Genomic DNA, 15,037 nt, shown 5'->3' with positions numbered 1-15,037 from the left:
GGCCCGTCAACCCGCACACGGCTGGCTCGTACGGGCCGGCTGGTTCCTCTGTGGTGAAAGACTGGGCGAATCTCGAAGTCGAGTCGTGGAGAGTCGTGCTGGTGCGTCCCTTTGTCACCGCCTGCGTTTCGGTGCTGCTGCTGTCCCTCACCGCCTGCGGGGGCGGGCCCGAGCTCCAGACGGCGCCGTCCTCTGTCGCCACATCGCCCCCACCGGCGTCCGGGACGCCGCTGCCGGAGTCCAAGGCCCCCGAGACTCAGGCCCCCGAGACTCAGGCCCCCGAGACTCAGGCCCCCGAGACTCAGGCCCCCGAGACTCAGGCCCCCGAGACTCAGGCCCCCGAGACTCAGGCCCCCGAGACTCAGGCCCCCGAGACTCAGGCGCCGACGCCTCGGCCCTCGCGCAAGGCCGTGCTCGCCCGGCCCGGCACCGTGTGCGGCGAGATCCAGCCGCCCGGAGGCGGGCCCATGGCCGCGGTCGCGGTCGCCGCGGGCCGCGCCGACTGCGGCACCGCCCTGCGGACGTTCCGCACCTACTACCGGCGAGACACCCCCAAACAGGGCAGCGCCGGAGTCGCGACCGTCGACGGATGGCGGTGCGCCAGCAACTCGGCCGCCCAGGCGAACATCAGTGGCCGGCTCTCCACGTGTCAGAAGGCCGCCACCAAGATCGTGGCCGACGTCATTCCGTGACGCGCTTCGAGGAGGCGCCTCACCTTCTCGAAGTGCTACGCGTCCAGGTGGCACGTCCGGCGAGCGGGCGATCCCGGCATGCCACGATGAGGCAGACCTTGAGGCCGCTGCGCTGGGGCCGGGTGTCGGACGTGATCATCCGCCGAGGCGGCCGCGAGCCCGCCCAGGCCGAGGCTGAGGCCGCGAGGAGCATCATGGCCGCCACGCCCGGGTAGACCGGCATCGAGCCTGCCGTCGCGCAGAAGAACATGGGCAAAGGCCCCTTCGGCAGTCCGAACGGCTGACCGGCGTCGGAGGCTTACCGTGGGCAGGCGGCGCAGCCGGGCGGCGGCACTGCGCGCTCTGGCCCTAACGACCCCCATGTTGTCGGATGCGATTCTCCTTCGGCGGTGGGCGTGGCCGGGGTGGACCGGCGCCGTCGTCGGCGCGTCTGCTTCTGCGGAGCCAGGTCCTGCTTCGACGTTTCCGGACGTTCGATACGGGTGGGGTTGCCGCGTACGAGCTCATCGTGGACGCGCCAGCGGGCGGTGGCGACGGCGCGTCCTGCCGCCTCGTCGCCGTGCTCGATGCGCTGTCGCAGCAGCCGAATCGCGATGCGGCGGTTGAGGCTGAACTGGCGCTCGGTGTCGACCACGACGACGATCCCCGTGGGCCGGTGGATCGCCCGTACGGCCGTGCTGGCCTTGTTTCGATGTTGCCCGCCGGGGCCGCCGGTGCGGCAGGCGACGATGTCGACGTCCGCTTCCGCGAACGTCGTGCGCGGCGTACCGACCTGACACGGTTGGGCGATGACGTACCAGTTCTTTCGGCCGGTGTTGGCCCGGTACGGGCTGGGGGCCTGCCAGCACAGGGTTCCGGTCCACGAGGCGGCGAATGCCTCGGCGTCGTCTCCTGCGATCTGGATGAGGACCGATCGGTAGGTGCCGGGCCGGTCACCGGGAACGGTCTGGGCTCGATGGGTCTCCAGCTTCTGCCGGGTGGCGCCGGCTTCCAGGCGGTGCAGCAGCTGGGCCAGTGCCCAGGCGCACTCCTGTGGGCCGCGCCCGGCCGACAGGAGCAGGTGGACGCTCACGGCCGGCCTCGCTTGCGGCGCTGCTCCCGGCGGTCCCTTTGGGGCGCGGACCCGAGGTCGGCCGTCTTGTAGGTGACCAGAGGGATCGTGGTGGCCACGGGCGTGGCCAGGTCATGGTCGACGAGGTCGGCGATGACCTGCTCGATGCGTTTGTAGGCGGTCGGCGCCTCCTCGAAGAGCAGCTGGCGGTCGCCGCACACCACCAGCGACCCCATCGGTGTGCGGCGCAGCTCCTCAACCGTGTGCTTGGCCCGGCCTCGGCGCAGGGCGTCGGCACGCGACATCTTGCGGCCCGCGCCGTGCGCCACGGAATGGTTGGCGTCCGGCCCGGCGTGGGCGGCCACGAGGTAGGAAGGGGTGCCTCGCGTACCGGCGATGAGCACGTCGCGGCCGTCACCCGGCGCCGCCCCCTTGCGGTGCAGGTAGATCCCGTCGCGGAGCTCGACCAGGTTGTGGCACTGGTCGACGATCGGCTCGGTGGGCTCGAACCCCAGCGCGTGGGCGACCCGGGCGGCCAGCAGCCGCCGGTTGAGCGATCCCCAGCGTACGGCGTCGTCATGCATCGCCAGGTAGGCGCCGGGATCAGGGGCGGGGCCCGCGCCGTGCACCTCGGTGTGCGCCCGCAGGATCCGCTCGCCCAGCCCCCGGGAACCGCTGTGGACGACGAGGACCAGGTCGCCGTCTGCGAGTCCGAGACGGCTCGCGTGCTCCGGCTCGAAGACGGTCCCGATCCGCGCCAGCTCGACGAAGTGGTTGCCCCGGCCGACCGTCCCGAGGCCCTCGACGTGACCTGCGGGAATATCACCCTTGACCACGGCCCAGGCGGGATCGTCGGCATCCTGCTCAGGGTCGAGCGCGCGATCGAGATCGGGGAACCGGGCGGCGAGCTTCTCGGGTACGGCTCGCTTGAGCTTGATGGGGAACACGGCGATGCCGCAGCCGATGTCGGAGCCCACCAGGAACGGGTACAAGATGGCCGACGCCATGGCGGCGCCGATGGGGGCGCCCTTGCCGGGGTGCAGGTCCGGCATGGCGGCGACGTGCATCATGCCGTCGAGGGTGGCCACCTGGTGGCATTGCGCGACGGCATCGGATTCGATCCAGCTTGTGGGGGAGGCGAACACGGTGACGGTGGCCGACCCGATGGCCCAGGTGGACGGCGGCAAAAGCTCCTGCCGGGAGTGTTGCTGAGACAAAAACGCTCTCTTCGCTGAACAGAGTATGGGCGGGCGGCATCACGGCGCGAGCAGGCGCCGTGGCATCTCGAAATAGCGGGTGCTGTCCGTCAGAGCATCATGAACACCACGTTCCCCGAGCTCACCACGCGAGGCAAGTGGTTTTAGGCCGCACCGGTCTGTATGCCTGCACGCCCCCATTCTGGGTCTTGCGTGGTGCCTCATTCTGCCGGAACGAATGGTCGTACGCCGATCCCCATCCTCCGACCAGCCGACAATCCACAGATCTCACCCGTGCGCGGAAGACCCGTTGTAACCGCGCGTTTCCAGTGCCTTCTTCAGTTTGTCGGCGGCAAGAAGCATGTGCTCCGCAAGGTCGTGCCGGAGCTGATCGGCAAGCTCGAGAATCTCGTCATCGCCGTAGAATCTCGCCGCCTCCGATCCGTTCTTGAGAATCTTGAGCAGATACATTCGAGCGGCTTCAAGACGCTCATCGGACGTATCGGCATGCCCAGGGCTGAAGCGTTCTCGGCTGCTGAGACCCTAGGCGGTATCCGGGCCGTAGTGTGCGGCGATGTCCTCGGCGGTGGACCACCGGCTGTAGGTGGGCGACTGCGGCCAGCCGTCGGGCGAGTCCTGCCACTCCTCCTGGCGCCCGTACGGCAGCACGTCGATCAGCGCGAAGGTGTGGGTGAGCTGCTCGGTGCCCCGGCCGTTGGTGTGCCAGGTGCGATACACGGTGTCGCCATCGCGCAGGAACACGTTGACGGCGAAGCCTCCGCCGGGCGGTGCGCCGACGTCGGTGCCGAACGGGCTGTTCGCGGTGGAATACCAGGCCATCTTGTTCCCGACCCGCCGCCTGTAGGCGAGTGCCTCGTCGATCGGGCCCTGGGTGACGATGACGAACCGGGCATCGTAGTTGTCCAGGAATTCCAGCCGGGCGAACTGCGAGGTGAACCCCGTGCAGCCCGAGCACTGCCACTCCTTGCCCGGGAACCACATGTGGTTGTAGACGATCAGCTGCCTCCTGCCTTCGAAGACGTCCGCCAGCCGAACCGGTCCGTCCTCGCCCTCGAGGGTGTAGTCCGGCATCTGCACCATGGGCAGGCGGCGGCGCTCGGCGGCGATGGCGTCGAGTTCCCGGGTCGCGGCCTTCTCCCGGGCCCGGAGTGCTTCGAGCTGACGCTGCCAGGTGTCGGCGTCGACGACGGGCGGTAGTGCGTTCGTGTTCATGGTCCCTCACTGATCGGGTGCGTACCTTGCAGTGCGTAGGGGTAGACCGGCCCCGCTCGTCGAATTCATCGGTGGCCGGGTCAGGGGCCGACGGGGCGTCGTCGCGTCCGTTCCCCAGCTGGACGGTGAGATGATCTCCGCCTTCAATGTTCACTACCCGTCCGCTAGACGCGGGCGCTCGCCCGACGCCATCGCAGACCACATCGCGGATCTCGGCTTTCCCTAGCTTCTCCGACGACCTTGACGAGGATGAGGAGGACGAGGAAGAGGATGAGGATATTTACGACACGCTGCGGAACGCAGTGTGCGCTCTTCATCTCGCTTCGCGGAGTTGAAGGACAAGGATCCGGCCGGGCACGCTGGTCCCAAGGTTGCCCGCCGATATCCCACCACTGCCAGAGGGACTGGACGTTGATCCTGAGCGCTTTCATGCATGGCAGAGTTCGCTACGCCGAGTCGTGGCCGGAGATGATGCGGTTGGTCATGGAGGTGGTCGAGAACCTGCCGGATCCTGAATCGGAGCCAGACCCAGAGCCGATACCAGAGGCCTTGGCCGCGAGCATCCTGGAGATCATCGACAGCCTGCCCGAGCCCAGCTGGCCGGCTGGCGGCATGACCGCCGAATTCGCCTTCATCAAGCAGCGGCAGGACCCGGACGATCTCCCGCACCAGTTCGACAACTACCTGGGCATCTCCGTGAACGCGGCAACCGGTTATGGCGCCCTCATGTGGTTCGTCACGGATGACACCACTCTGCCAGTCGCCCCGAGCATCGCCGAGCACGTGTGGGTCTCGGACAACCCGCACCCGCCCGCCTTCGACCCTCATGTGTTCTCCGACCCGGGCTTTCCCCGCTACCACTACCCGCGCAGCACCCTGCCGGTGGCCCAGATCCGTGCCGCTTTGGAGGAGTTCTGCCGCACCGGCACAGGACAGAGGCCCGAATGCATCGACTGGACTCCTGGCGACCTTGGCGGGGGACGCCTCGACACACCAGAACCGGAAGAACGGATCATGTATTGCGAGGATCCGTGGTGTGAGATGGCCGGCACCCAGCATCCGGAGCATCCCGCCGAAACCAGCCCGGACGCAAACTGGATCGGGACAGAACCGCCACTGCTGGACGATTACAAGGACCCCTCGGTCGAGTGAGGGCGGGATGGCCTGTCGCGCGGACAAGCACCCGCTCGGATCGCGAGCGGGGAGCACGCCCGTCACACAATGACGCCACTGGCTGTCTGGAATTCGACAAACGCGGTGTGACCTGCTCTTCCAAGTTATGACCGACAGAGAAGAGACCGATCTTTCCCTTCCGCAAACCTCTCCGTCAATGGATTCAGCACCTACACCTGGACCAGCAGGGTGTCGCGGCTCGTCAGCCTGCGACAGGGACGGCGTGACCGTCCTGTTGCATGTGGAACACCGTGCCGTAGAGCCCGAGTGGCGTCAGTCGCACCGCGTCATTCTCGACTACGGCGGCACCGTATTCGGTGAGGACCTGCAGGGTGTCGGCAAGTGGGTCGCCCTGCCGCGCCTCGACCATGTCCCAGGACCACTGCCCGGTCCGGCCTACGGCGACTCGGCGCAGCTCACTGACCGGCACACTGCCCGGTGCCCGGAGCAGTGCGACCAGCAGCACGGGGACGAGCTTATGGAAGGCGTCGTTGAAAGGGGGCAGGGCGTCCTCAGCGTCCGGGTCCTGATCGAGGAGCTCGTCGAGGAGATCCATCTCAAGTTGGTCCGTGACGTTGGCGACGAGTACTCCGTACATGCCTTTCGCCCACATCTCGACCGCCTGCGCGTCGGAGACCTCAGGCCAGGCGAAGGCGAGTTCCTTGGCGAAGAACCCCTCCCTGACCTCCAGGAAGCCTACGTTTGCAGCCAGCCAGAACACGCGGTTCTCCTCATCGGAGAGGTCGTCGGGCGGGAGGTCGTCCGGGTCATACCCGAGCTGCTCCGCGCCCCTGGCATACTCGACTGCCCGCGTCAACGAGAGGCTCTGACGCGCGTCCGCGGCCAGCTCACGCAGATCCGCTAGCCGTACGGGCGGCAGCGTGGCGAGCTCATCGGCGTCGAAGTCGAAGAGCCCAGGATCATCGTCAAATTCGTCAAGATCCATTCAGTCAACCTACTCAGCCACGCCCCGCCTCCGCTAAGGGTTTTTCACTTCTGAAGGGAACTGAAGGGGGAAGTCCGGAGGGAACTGGAGCCCCCCTCGCGGAGAGAACTCGGAGGTGACCGGCAAGATCGCCAGGCACCTCAGCCGATTCACCGCATGGTTCACCGCCGCCCACGGCCACGACCGCATCTCGTCCGTCACCCCCCGCGAAGTCGCCGCATGGCGCGACCATCTGGCCGCCCAAGGCAACCTCGGCCGCGACGGCGCCACAGCTGCGATGGCGCCCACCACGGTCAACAATCACCTCGCCCATCTGTCGGCGCTGTTCTCCTGGATCATCATGCACGCCCCCGCCGGGCTGATCCGCGGCGGCGACCCGACCAAGAAGGTCGACCCGCTGCGGCTCCCCGCGCCTCAGGTCCGGGCCTTGGCCGGAGCACAGGTCCGCACATTCAAGAACGTGCTGGATCGGATCGAAAGCTTCCACCGGCTGACCGGCCGCCGCCACCGCGGCGGTGACGAGACACCCGCCGTGCACCGGCATGCCCGGCCGCTGCGGGACCGGGCGATTGTGCACCTCATCCTCGGGACCGGGCTGCGCCGCGCCGAGGTCGTCGGCCTCGATCTGGACCAGCTCCACCCCGCCGACCCTGCCGAACTGCGGCAAGCCAAAAAAGCCAAGCTGATCAGCGTACGCGGCAAAGGACGCACCAGCCGGACGGTGTTCCTCGGCCGCGACGCCCGCCACGCTGTCGCCGACTACCTCGATGCCGAACGGCCTGGCGACATCGACGAGCACAGCCAGGCACTGTTCCTCGCGGCATCTTCGATCGGCGCCCGCCGCCCAGGAGGTCGGCTTTCACCACGGTCGATCAACACGATCGTCGGTGAGATCGGCCGCCTGCACGACGCACAGATCACCGACCGCGAACGCCAGCTCGGCGTCCTCCGCCCCCACGACCTGCGCCACACCTTCGGCTACCGGCTCTCGGAGACCTCCGGCCACAACCGCGCCGAGCTCGAGCGGCGCCTGGGCCACGCCAACGACCGCTACTTGCGGCTGTACACCAACCCCCCGACGACATCGCCGCCGGCTACGTCGAAGACCTATGACCACGAGACCTGGGCATCCCACCACGACGAAAGCGTGGCAGAAATAGCGACGCTAACTGTGGCACGTCACACCCCATGTGCGCCGATCTGGCCGATGTGCTGGAGAAGAACCCCGTCAGGCCGGCGAACGCCACGTTCTACGGGGTGAAGAGCAGGGAGTTCCAGGGCTGAGTCCCCGATGCCGCTCACCACGCCCCTTGTAGTCGTAGACGGCGCCTCTGGCGTGCATCCATTGGGGATGCGCTCGGGGCATCGGCGTACTGGCCACCGCCGTAGGCGGCATACCGGCTACATACCGCCGATCCCTAGCCTGAGGCCCATGATCCATCCCAGTCGACCGACTGGGCGCCTCAGAAAGGGGAAACAAGTTGTTTGGACGTAAGATCGGCACCTTGGCAGGGGGACTCATCGCAGCGGCTGCGCTCATGGGCGGAACCACCCCCGCGCTGGCATCTGCCGAGGTCTCATCGGGAACCGATGTCACAGCCGCTTGCGGCATTTCCGTCTCGAAGTGGTATACGGAAAATAACGGCCGCTACGTTGAGGTGAAGAACACCTGCACGACGTCCAAGACCTTCTGCGTGGACATCAACAACTGGCCCGACCCGGGGCCCTACACGATCTCCGGCGCGGACCTCTACAAGTCGTTTCGATACGCCGGCGCCGGGGCCCCTCGCGGCCGAGGAATCTACCTGGCATCGGACTGTGGTCCCGTATAAGGGCCGGTAAGAATCGAGCCGCCCGGCCCAAAGCGACGGTGTGTAACCCGGGAGCTTCCGGGCGGCTTGACATAAAGAAAGATATCGAGCACCACGGCCTGGGGAAACACGCTGGTGATCGTTATCGCGCCGGACTTATCCTGCCATGTTCGAGCCGTAACCCTTCCAGATGTCTGACTACGCCCTCGACGAGTGCGGCACCCAGCGCTGAGGGGTAGAGGCTGGTCTCTTTCCGCAGGTCGGCGAGGTCCCCGTCCGGATCGGCCAGGACCCGGCACATGGCGACCTCGCCGGCGTAGGCGTGGGAGTAGAAGCCCAGCGGGTGTCCGGCCTGGACGCCGACCTCATAGCGGCCTTCCTGGCAGTCGTCCCAGATCCGGTGAACATCGTCTCCGCCATCCGCCCGCGCAGCGCGTACAGGCTGAACAGGGTCTCGGCCATGGGACCCAACGTCGGCGCCACCCGCACCCGCGCCAGGTCGTCGGCCATGAAGTGAATCCTGTGCATCCGCCCCCCATACGCGTCGGCAGCGCCGTCACAGCATGCCGCCAAGCGGTCACGCAAGACCCTGAGCGGCACGGTTAAGCCAGGACTTACAAGTCTCGCGGCGCGTGATTTCTTCCTGCGACAGTGAGCGGGCCGACTTCCGCAGAAGGGACGGCTCGACCTGATGCCGGCCCACGGAATGAAAGGTTCACCTGAGCATGCGCAACCGAATCCGCACCATGTATCTCAACGTTCGGGCGGCATTGGCCACCCTCGCGACCGTCGTCGTCGTCGGAGCGTTCCTGGCTCCGGCCGCGGCGGCTGCCGTCGAGAAGGGCGAATACTGCGCGGTGATTTTGAGTAAGGAACGCGATGCCAACGGGGTCTCCAAGGTGCTCTCGAAGGAGTGCTCGACAGTCTCCGCGGCCGATGCGCATCGCAAGGCTGGAGTCGAGGGTGGTGTATCGATCGCGGCGGACACCAAGCTGGCGTCGCTGTACCGCCATCAGGACTACGGCGACCTGATGGTGGACCTCTACGGCCAGTACGGTCCGTGTGACCACGAGGGCTATACCTTCATCCTGGACGGCGAGTACGCCTACGCACTCTCATCGGTCATCGGCCACAACAGCTGCACCTGGTCGAAGCTCACGAGCGAGGGCGGGTACTACGAGTACCACGCGCTGCCGGTTCGCAATATCGGCGCGCTGAACGACAACACCAAGGTGATCCACCTCTGGCGCGGCTGAGCCATCCGACGCCGTACGACACCGAGACCGCCGCCCGGAGTTCGACCCGGGCGGCGGTCTCGATGTCTGTCTCAGGTGTGACTTGGATTGCTCTATGGCGTGATTCTGGGATCGCTATTTGGCGTACTTTTCGATCTTCAGAACGGTCTCGACCAGACAGAATCTGGATACTGTCCCCTTCCCGGAACAGCGTCCCACCAGGTCAACGCCCTGTCGCCAGCGCGGGTCCCAATCTGGCCCCATGCCGCGTACCACTGTCCGCAGCCGAAATCCCATCTGCGGGACGACACGAAGCGATGCAGAAAATGCGACATCGAGCGGTGCAAGTCACAGCCTTGGCCGATGCCGCCAGCGACCGGCTGGGCGCCGACATCGCCGACCAGACGGTCGCCGCCGTCCTGCGTTGGAGCCAGCCTTCCGGGCTGACCGAGCTCGTCCATGCGGGGCGGTCAACTTGGTATCGGATCCTGCTCAACCGGCATGGAGTGAGGCAGCTGGACTCACGCGCGCCCTCCTCTTGCTGATGCTCCTTTCCGACTCATCGCGCCGGATGCTGGGGGCCAAACAGTGGCGCCGGGGTCACGGTGCCGGCCGCCCGCCCTCAGAGGCAGGTCCTCCGGGCGCGGTCCGGAGGGCCTGGCGCCGTCTCAGGCGCCGGCATGCCCGGCGATCCTCACCCGTTCGGGCAGCCCGCCGTGCTTGAGCAGGAAATGGCTCTCCACCGCCTTGGTAACCAGATCGGCAGGATAGGTGTTGGACGGCCGGTGCGGAGACGGGCATCGGAAACACCGAAAGACCCTGCCGCCTCCCTGCTTGGGACTGATTTCGGCGTCCTGCGGCGCGATGTCGAGATCCCCGCCGCCGACGGGGTGCGACTGCTGGCCACCCACTACTACCCGGCCGATGTGGACAAGGCGCCGCTGGTGCTGCTGCGCAGCCCGTACGGCCGCGGCAACGCGCTGGACCAGCTGCCGAAACTGCTTGCCGAACGCGGCTACCAGGTGCTGTACCAGAGCCTGCGCGGCACGGCCGGCTCCGGCGGCCGCTTCGACGGCTCCACCATCGACCCGGCCGACGCCGACGGCACGCTGAGCTGGCTGCGCGCTCAGCCGTGGTTCGGCGGCGTGCCGGCCACCTGGGGAGCCAGCTACCTCGGCTTCACGCAGTGGGAACTGGCCGCCCGCGAGATCCCCGAGTGGAAGATCGCCCTCATCCAGGACGCCCCGGCCGAGTTCGGGCACCGTTTCATGTACCCGGGCGGGGCTTTCGCGCTGGTTCTTTGTCAAGTTCAGCGTGTTGAAGTCGGAGCGGGTCTCGGCGCGGGCCGCGGGGTGATGCCTAGCAGCTTCTGGGCGGAGGACTCCGGCGTGATCGAACGGCCCGGCATGGCACTCATCGTGCCGTAGCAGTCGAACGAAACGTATTTCGGCCGGAACTGGAGGGAATGGCCATGAGGATGCTCCTGCCTTTATTCTGGGAGTAACTGCCCGTGGTCGGGACTGGCTTTTCAGGAATGCCCATGACGGGCTTCACTGAGGTGCGCGACGACGTCGTCCAGGCTCACGGTCAAGGAACGCTCGATGTTGATCCAGTCGTCCTTGGCGTGATCGAGTAGGTACTCGCGCCGTTCGGGTGCGCGCTCCGCGCGCCAGTTCGAGATCAGCGCACGCAGTGTGAGCCGTGCCAATGCGGCAACCGGGAGCAGCGGGAGTTCCGAGGCCGGGATCGGGCGCTTTCGTTGGTAGCCTGCGGCGAAGGCGCAGGCGTCCCGCCAGGGATGATCCGGCGTCCTGCCGAGCAGGTTCGCCATGGGAACGGCGGGGTCGAAGATCACCGCACTGCGCACCGTGTCACCGAAGTCGATGACACCGGTGACGAAGTGATCGCTCTTCTCTGGGTCCACCACGATGTTGTAAGGGCTGAAGTCACCGTGGATCACTTGCGTTTCGAGATCACTCAGCCTCGGGACGACGTTTTCGCCAAAGAGTCGGAAGACCGACTGGGCCAACTGGCGGTGCTCGGGGCTCGGCGTGTGCTCGACCAGTTCGGTCATCTGGTGGAAATGCCGGATGTCCCATGCCAGACCTCGTCGGTCCGCCGGGTGCGTGAACGGCCTGAGCGCCACGTCGACCAGCCCCAGCATCTCGCCCGCCCTGGCGAGCCGCTCCGCATCCGGGTTCGCATCGGCCAGGACCGGGCCTTCGACGAAGTCGAACACCCGCAGGATGCGCGTTCTGCCGTCGTTCAGCCTGATCGTGACATGGTCGTCTCCGTCGGCGGTCAGCTTCACCCGCTGGACGGGCAAGTGCGCAGCGGCGGTTTCGAGGTAGCGCATCGCGGCGGTCTGGAGGGCGACAACCGCCCCCACCTCGTCAGGTGGTGAGACCTTCACGAGGTAGTTGCTCGAGCCCGTGCTGAGTCTGAACGTGTCGTCCTTCTCGGTCGCCAGTCGCCCCAAGCGCCCGGTGAGGCGGTAGTGCTCCTCAAGGAGAATGCTCACCAGCATCACGTCGATGGGCTCGTGGGACGACGTCAGGCCGCTCTCCTCGAGGAGCCGCTGAGCATGGGTCTTGGCTGGTGAGGTGTTCACGGTCAGTCCCTTCGGTCAGGCTGTCACAGACGTTTTTTCGCGACCTCGGCGAAGGTCTCCAGGAATCGGGTCACATCGGCGGAGTCGAAGGCCAGCGGCGGGCGGATCTTCAGGGTGTTCGCCGACTTGCCCGTGCCGTTGATGAGGATCCGGCGATCGCGCATGTCGTTGATGACGTCTTCGGTCAGCAGGCGGTCCGGCTCAAGAGTTTCCCGGTCCTTCACGATCTCCACGCCGACGTACAGACCGGCGCCGCGGACTTCGGCGACGTAGGGGGAGTCCTTGGTGATCTCCCGCAGTCCCGCGCGCAGAGCGTTGCCGCTCTCCAGGACGCGCTGCTGCACATTCTCCTTCTCGAGGACGTCCAGCACCGCCGCGCCGGCGGCCACGGGGATCGAGCTGCCGCCGAAGGTGTTGAAGTAGCGGACGTTGCGTCCGAACTCCTCGCTGACCTCGGGGCGGAAGACCACACCCGAGATCGGCATTCCGTTACCCATCGGCTTGCCCATGGTGACGATGTCCGGCAGGACGCCGTGACGGGTGAAGCCCCACATCGACTCCCCGAGCCTGGCGAATCCGGACTGCACCTCGTCCGCGATGTAGACACCGCCGGCCGCGTGCACCTCCTCCGCCACGCCCTGCATGTAGTCGACCGGGTCCGTGAAGATGCCGTCGCTGGTGTAGGCGCAGTCGGTGATCAGCGCTGCCAGGCGGTAGCCGTGGCGCTCGAGGTCGTCGATCGCGCCGCGTACCTGCTGCCGCATGTGCTCGTCGAGCGTGGTTCCCGGCGCGGCGAGGCGCGGGTCCGGCGGGTCGATGAGCCGGACGTTCGGTCCCAGCGGTGATCCTGCGGGCGTTGCGGGTCAGCTCGGCGATGATCTTCTCGTCGATGGCGTCCACGGTCGACCGTCTCCTTCGTCAAGTCGGTGGAGATGGCAGCCCCCCATGGCACGCGGATCACGGGTGCCATGGGGGCTGCGGAGCATGGTGCGGGGCCGGTGAGGAAGAACCGAGACTCCCCACCGGGCTGCCGTGGCTGCTTGACGTCCCAGACGCCTGCCCCGCCAACTGCTGGATGCCCTTTGCCGTCGGTGACCAGGAACTGAGAGGCAGGCGCCGACGGCAGGAACTGCTTCACGCCGCCGTCCTGTCGAAGATCCGCCCGGGCGGCCAGGCTGGCGACATTAAGGCGGCCGGAGACTGGCGGCCACCCTTGACCGCGCCGCTGGTGGACGTAGCGGAATGGACCGTCACCCCGGTCACTGCGTTGCCCCGCACGAGGCGGGAGAGGGCTCCGCTCGTGCCGGCTTGCTCAGCTGTGAAAGCCGGGCAGGGACAGGTACTTGAGCTGCTGGTACTCGTGGAGGCCCTCGGGCCCGCCTTCGCGGCCCAGGCCCGACTGCTTGATCCCGCCGAAGGGTGCCGCGACCTCGGAGACCAGGCCGCGGTTGATGCCGACCATTCCGGCCTGCAGACGGGCGGCGACCCGGCGGGCGCGGTCGATATGGGACGTCATCAGGTACGACGCGAGGCCGTGCTCGGTGTTGTTGGCCACCGCTATGGCCTCGGCTTCGGTGGAGAACCGGTGGATGGCGGCGACGGGTCCGAAGACCTCCTCGTGCATGATCGCGGCGTCGGCGGGGACGTGGTCCAGCACGGTCGGGGCGGCGTAGTGACCCGGCCCGTCGGGGATGTCCGCCTGGGCGACGACGAGGGCACCACGGGCCACGGCGTCCTCGACGAGGTGGCGGACCTTGTCCACCGCACGGTGGTCGGCCAGCGGGCCGAGCTCGGTGTCCTCCAGGTCCGGGGGGCCCACTCGGATGGCGGCCATCCGCTCGCCCAGCGCGTCGGCGAACGCGTCGGCGATTTGCTCCTGGACCAGGAACCGGTTGGCGCCGACACATGACTGACCGCCGAGCCGCATCCTCGCGATCATCGCTTCGCGGACCGCGAGGTCGAGGTCGGCGTCGTCGAAGACCAGGAACGGCGCGTTGCCGCCCAGCTCCATCGAGGTGCGCAGCACCCGCGCACCGCTCTGCTGAAGCAGCAGCCTGCCGACCGAGGTGGACCCGGTGAACGACAGCTTGCGCAGCCGGGGGTCGGCCAGCAGCGGCATGGTGACCGCTGCCGGGTCGCTGCTGGTGATCACGGTCAGGACCCCTGGAGGCGCGCCGGCCTCGCGCGCCAGCTCGCCCAGCGCCAGGGAGGACAGCGGGGTGAGCCCAGCCGGTTTGAGCACGGCGGTGCAGCCTGCAGCCAGGGCGGCGGCGACCTTGCGGGCGGCCATGGCCAGCGGCACGTTCCACGGAGTGATCAGCAGGCAGGGCCCGACCGGTTCGGCGACGGTGACGATGTGACTCTTGCCGTCCGGGGAGGGGGTGCTGCGAGCGTGCTGGCGGACCGCTTCCTCGGCGTACCAGCGGAAATAGGCTGCGGCGTAGTCGACCTCGCCCCGGGCTTCCGTGATCGTCTTGCCGATCTCCAGGGTGATGATCCGGGCCAGACGCTCACGGTGCCCGATCATGGCGTCGGTGAGCCGGTGCAGGACGGTCGCGCGGTCCCGCGGGCTGGTGAAGGCCCACCCGTCGGCGGCTGCGGCCGCCGCGTCCAGCGCACTCAACGCGTCTTGTGCCCCGCAGTCCGCGACGGTGGCTATGACTTCTTCGGTTGCGGGGTTGCGCACTTCGAAGGTGCGCTCGCCGGCGGCGGGTTGCCAGTCGTGGGCGAGGAAGCCACGAGGGATGGATTCCAGGACTGCCGACTCCCATGAGGGAGAGGTAAGCGTGTCAGTCATGCGCATGGCCTTTCGCTGATCGCAGGATGGTGTGCCACGGGAGCACGAGCGCTGGGTGGTCATTCGGCCTCGCCTCCGGGGGCGGCGATCCCGGTCGCGGTCTCGACCGACAGCAGCGCGTTCTGCCGGCCGGAGCCGAGCCAGCGCACCAGCCCGACCAGCACCAGGGCGAGGACTGCGAAGGCGATCAGTAGCGCGCTGACCGCGGTCACGCTGGGATCGATGTCGAACATCAGGGAGTTGTAGATCTGCACCGGCAGCGTCAGGGTGCCGACGGAGGACAGGAACTGTG

At 67.5% G+C, this 15,037-nt stretch carries 16 protein-coding genes; 7 read left to right on the top strand and 9 right to left on the bottom strand.

Annotation, left to right across the window (positions count from 1 at the left end):
• The first annotated feature begins 101 nt into the window (after positions 1-101).
• Positions 102-692 carry a hypothetical protein gene (locus tag ABN273_RS34435; protein ID WP_349453272.1) on the top strand — a complete coding sequence of 197 codons (591 nt, stop codon included), beginning with the start codon at positions 102-104 and terminating at the stop codon, positions 690-692.
• A gap of 86 nt (positions 693-778) precedes the next feature.
• Positions 779-907, top strand: coding sequence for a hypothetical protein (locus ABN273_RS34430; protein WP_349453271.1), 129 nt, complete (start codon positions 779-781; stop codon positions 905-907).
• Positions 908-990: 83 nt separating this feature from the next.
• Here the strand turns inward: ABN273_RS34430 and prfH are convergent, their stop codons facing one another.
• From prfH to ABN273_RS34410, 4 genes are all read right to left on the bottom strand, one after another.
• A complete protein-coding gene (gene prfH, locus ABN273_RS34425) occupies positions 991-1,764 on the bottom strand; it encodes a peptide chain release factor H (protein ID WP_349453270.1) in 774 nt (257 codons plus the stop codon).
• Positions 1,761-2,930 carry an RNA ligase RtcB family protein gene (locus ABN273_RS34420; RefSeq protein ID WP_349453269.1) on the bottom strand — a complete coding sequence of 390 codons (1,170 nt, stop codon included), beginning with the start codon at positions 2,928-2,930 and terminating at the stop codon, positions 1,761-1,763. Before ABN273_RS34420 ends, prfH begins: the two co-directional genes overlap by 4 nt.
• 297 nt (positions 2,931-3,227) lie before the next feature.
• The gene (locus ABN273_RS34415) at positions 3,228-3,410 is read right to left on the bottom strand and encodes a hypothetical protein (protein WP_349453268.1); all 183 of its coding nucleotides are present in this window, start codon (positions 3,408-3,410) and stop codon (positions 3,228-3,230) included.
• A 72-nt stretch (positions 3,411-3,482) separates the two neighbouring features.
• Positions 3,483-4,172 carry a DUF899 domain-containing protein gene (locus tag ABN273_RS34410; protein ID WP_349453267.1) on the bottom strand — a complete coding sequence of 230 codons (690 nt, stop codon included), beginning with the start codon at positions 4,170-4,172 and terminating at the stop codon, positions 3,483-3,485.
• Between the two features lie 411 nt (positions 4,173-4,583).
• On the opposite strand from ABN273_RS34410, the gene ABN273_RS34405 reads away from it, so the two are divergent.
• Complete coding sequence (locus ABN273_RS34405) at positions 4,584-5,324, top strand: Imm1 family immunity protein (RefSeq protein ID WP_349453266.1); 741 nt, start codon at positions 4,584-4,586, stop codon at positions 5,322-5,324.
• A gap of 223 nt (positions 5,325-5,547) precedes the next feature.
• Here the strand turns inward: ABN273_RS34405 and ABN273_RS34400 are convergent, their stop codons facing one another.
• On the bottom strand, positions 5,548-6,291 hold the full coding sequence (locus tag ABN273_RS34400) for a hypothetical protein (RefSeq protein WP_349453265.1): 744 nt from the start codon (positions 6,289-6,291) through the stop codon (positions 5,548-5,550).
• A 115-nt stretch (positions 6,292-6,406) separates the two neighbouring features.
• On the opposite strand from ABN273_RS34400, the gene ABN273_RS34395 reads away from it, so the two are divergent.
• The 4 genes from ABN273_RS34395 to ABN273_RS34380 all read left to right on the top strand — a co-directional run bounded on the left by ABN273_RS34395 (position 6,407) and on the right by ABN273_RS34380 (position 10,764).
• A complete protein-coding gene (locus tag ABN273_RS34395) occupies positions 6,407-7,552 on the top strand; it encodes a tyrosine-type recombinase/integrase (protein WP_349453264.1) in 1,146 nt (381 codons plus the stop codon).
• Positions 7,553-8,424: 872 nt separating this feature from the next.
• The gene (locus ABN273_RS34390) at positions 8,425-8,619 is read left to right on the top strand and encodes a hypothetical protein (protein WP_349453263.1); all 195 of its coding nucleotides are present in this window, start codon (positions 8,425-8,427) and stop codon (positions 8,617-8,619) included.
• Between the two features lie 208 nt (positions 8,620-8,827).
• The gene (locus ABN273_RS34385) at positions 8,828-9,358 is read left to right on the top strand and encodes a hypothetical protein (RefSeq protein ID WP_349453262.1); all 531 of its coding nucleotides are present in this window, start codon (positions 8,828-8,830) and stop codon (positions 9,356-9,358) included.
• A gap of 764 nt (positions 9,359-10,122) precedes the next feature.
• Positions 10,123-10,764: a CocE/NonD family hydrolase gene (locus ABN273_RS34380; RefSeq protein ID WP_349453261.1), complete on the top strand. Its 642-nt coding sequence runs from the start codon at positions 10,123-10,125 to the stop codon at positions 10,762-10,764.
• A 101-nt stretch (positions 10,765-10,865) separates the two neighbouring features.
• On the opposite strand, the gene ABN273_RS34375 is transcribed toward ABN273_RS34380, so the two are convergent.
• The 4 genes from ABN273_RS34375 to ABN273_RS34360 form a co-directional block, all read right to left on the bottom strand.
• Positions 10,866-11,864 (bottom strand): phosphotransferase, encoded by a 999-nt coding sequence (locus ABN273_RS34375; protein WP_349453402.1) that lies wholly within the window; start codon positions 11,862-11,864, stop codon positions 10,866-10,868.
• A 107-nt stretch (positions 11,865-11,971) separates the two neighbouring features.
• Positions 11,972-12,712 carry an aminotransferase class III-fold pyridoxal phosphate-dependent enzyme gene (locus tag ABN273_RS34370; RefSeq protein ID WP_349453260.1) on the bottom strand — a complete coding sequence of 247 codons (741 nt, stop codon included), beginning with the start codon at positions 12,710-12,712 and terminating at the stop codon, positions 11,972-11,974.
• 548 nt (positions 12,713-13,260) lie between these two features.
• Positions 13,261-14,745, bottom strand: a complete 1,485-nt coding sequence (locus ABN273_RS34365) for an NAD-dependent succinate-semialdehyde dehydrogenase (protein ID WP_349453259.1) — start codon at positions 14,743-14,745, stop codon at positions 13,261-13,263.
• A gap of 59 nt (positions 14,746-14,804) precedes the next feature.
• Positions 14,805-15,037: hypothetical protein (locus tag ABN273_RS34360; protein WP_502911173.1), on the bottom strand; the 233-nt coding region annotated here is incomplete at its 5' end.

Origin of the sequence: Nonomuraea sp. B19D2, assembly GCF_040137845.1 — a bacterium.
Classification (GTDB): Bacteria; Actinomycetota; Actinomycetes; order Streptosporangiales; family Streptosporangiaceae; genus Nonomuraea.
This window is presented reverse-complemented; position numbering and strand designations above follow the sequence as displayed.

Excerpts from the sequence above, each read along its gene's own strand:
- ABN273_RS34400 (WP_349453265.1), bottom strand. The coding sequence starts at position 6,291 with ATGGATCTTGACGAATTTGACGATGATCCTGGGCTCTTCGACTTCGAC.
- ABN273_RS34365 (WP_349453259.1), bottom strand. The coding sequence starts at position 14,745 with ATGACTGACACGCTTACCTCTCCCTCATGGGAGTCGGCAGTCCTGGAA.
- ABN273_RS34410 (WP_349453267.1), bottom strand. The coding sequence starts at position 4,172 with ATGAACACGAACGCACTACCGCCCGTCGTCGACGCCGACACCTGGCAG.
- ABN273_RS34415 (WP_349453268.1), bottom strand. The coding sequence starts at position 3,410 with ATGTATCTGCTCAAGATTCTCAAGAACGGATCGGAGGCGGCGAGATTC.
- ABN273_RS34385 (WP_349453262.1), top strand. The coding sequence starts at position 8,828 with ATGCGCAACCGAATCCGCACCATGTATCTCAACGTTCGGGCGGCATTG.
- ABN273_RS34430 (WP_349453271.1), top strand. The coding sequence starts at position 779 with ATGAGGCAGACCTTGAGGCCGCTGCGCTGGGGCCGGGTGTCGGACGTG.
- ABN273_RS34370 (WP_349453260.1), bottom strand. The coding sequence starts at position 12,712 with ATGCGGCAGCAGGTACGCGGCGCGATCGACGACCTCGAGCGCCACGGC.
- ABN273_RS34375 (WP_349453402.1), bottom strand. The coding sequence starts at position 11,864 with ATGCTGGTGAGCATTCTCCTTGAGGAGCACTACCGCCTCACCGGGCGC.